This window comes from Cyclobacterium salsum (assembly GCF_010119245.1).
Classification (GTDB): Bacteria; Bacteroidota; Bacteroidia; order Cytophagales; family Cyclobacteriaceae; genus Cyclobacterium; species Cyclobacterium salsum.
Genome location: NZ_WNKG01000043.1, coordinates 1 through 669 on the forward strand (window position 1 = coordinate 1; position 669 = coordinate 669).

The 669-nt window shown below is 57.0% G+C and carries 1 protein-coding gene; it reads left to right on the top strand.

Annotated elements, in window-relative coordinates; all coding sequences use genetic code 11:
• Positions 1–669: hypothetical protein (locus GJS45_RS23580; RefSeq protein WP_162344350.1), on the top strand; the 669-nt coding region annotated here is incomplete at both ends.

A 669-nucleotide genomic window follows, 5' to 3' on the forward strand; every position in this document is an offset into this window, starting at 1 on the left:
CGACCGAAAGAACCGCCAATGACGCGACTTTGGCAACCGCCATTGCCACAGAAACCGCCCGTGCCCTGGCCGCGGAAGCCGAAAAGGAAGACCTTTCCAACAAAAGCACCGACATTACCACCGACGGCGAATCGGATATCAAATACACCAGTGCCAAAGCGGTAAAGGATTACGTGGACGCATCGGCATCCGGCAATCAGACGGCACTGAATGAAGAAATTGACCGAGCTCTGGCTGCAGAAGGCGTACTGGAAGCGGCCATCGAAACGGAAACGACACGGGCCGTGGGAGCAGAGAACCAGTTGACCGCTGACCTGGCCAGCGAAAGCAGTGCCCGGCAGGCAGCCGATACCAATTTGGACCTGGCCATTACCACCGAAACTGACCGGGCTGAGGCTGCAGAAGCTGGGATTGTCGCCGACCTGGCCACCGAGTCAAGCGAAAGACAAGCCGCTGATACTTCACTGGAAACAGCTATTGCGACAGAAACCTCCCGTGCGGAAGGAGCCGAAGCAACTATTATGGCCGACCTAACCACCGAAACGGCGGCACGAGTATCCGGAGATGCCACCTTGGAAACGGCGCTGACCAATGAAACGGCCGAACGAAAATCTGCAGATACCACGCTTGCAACTGCGCTGGATACTGAAACGACCGAAAGAACCGCCA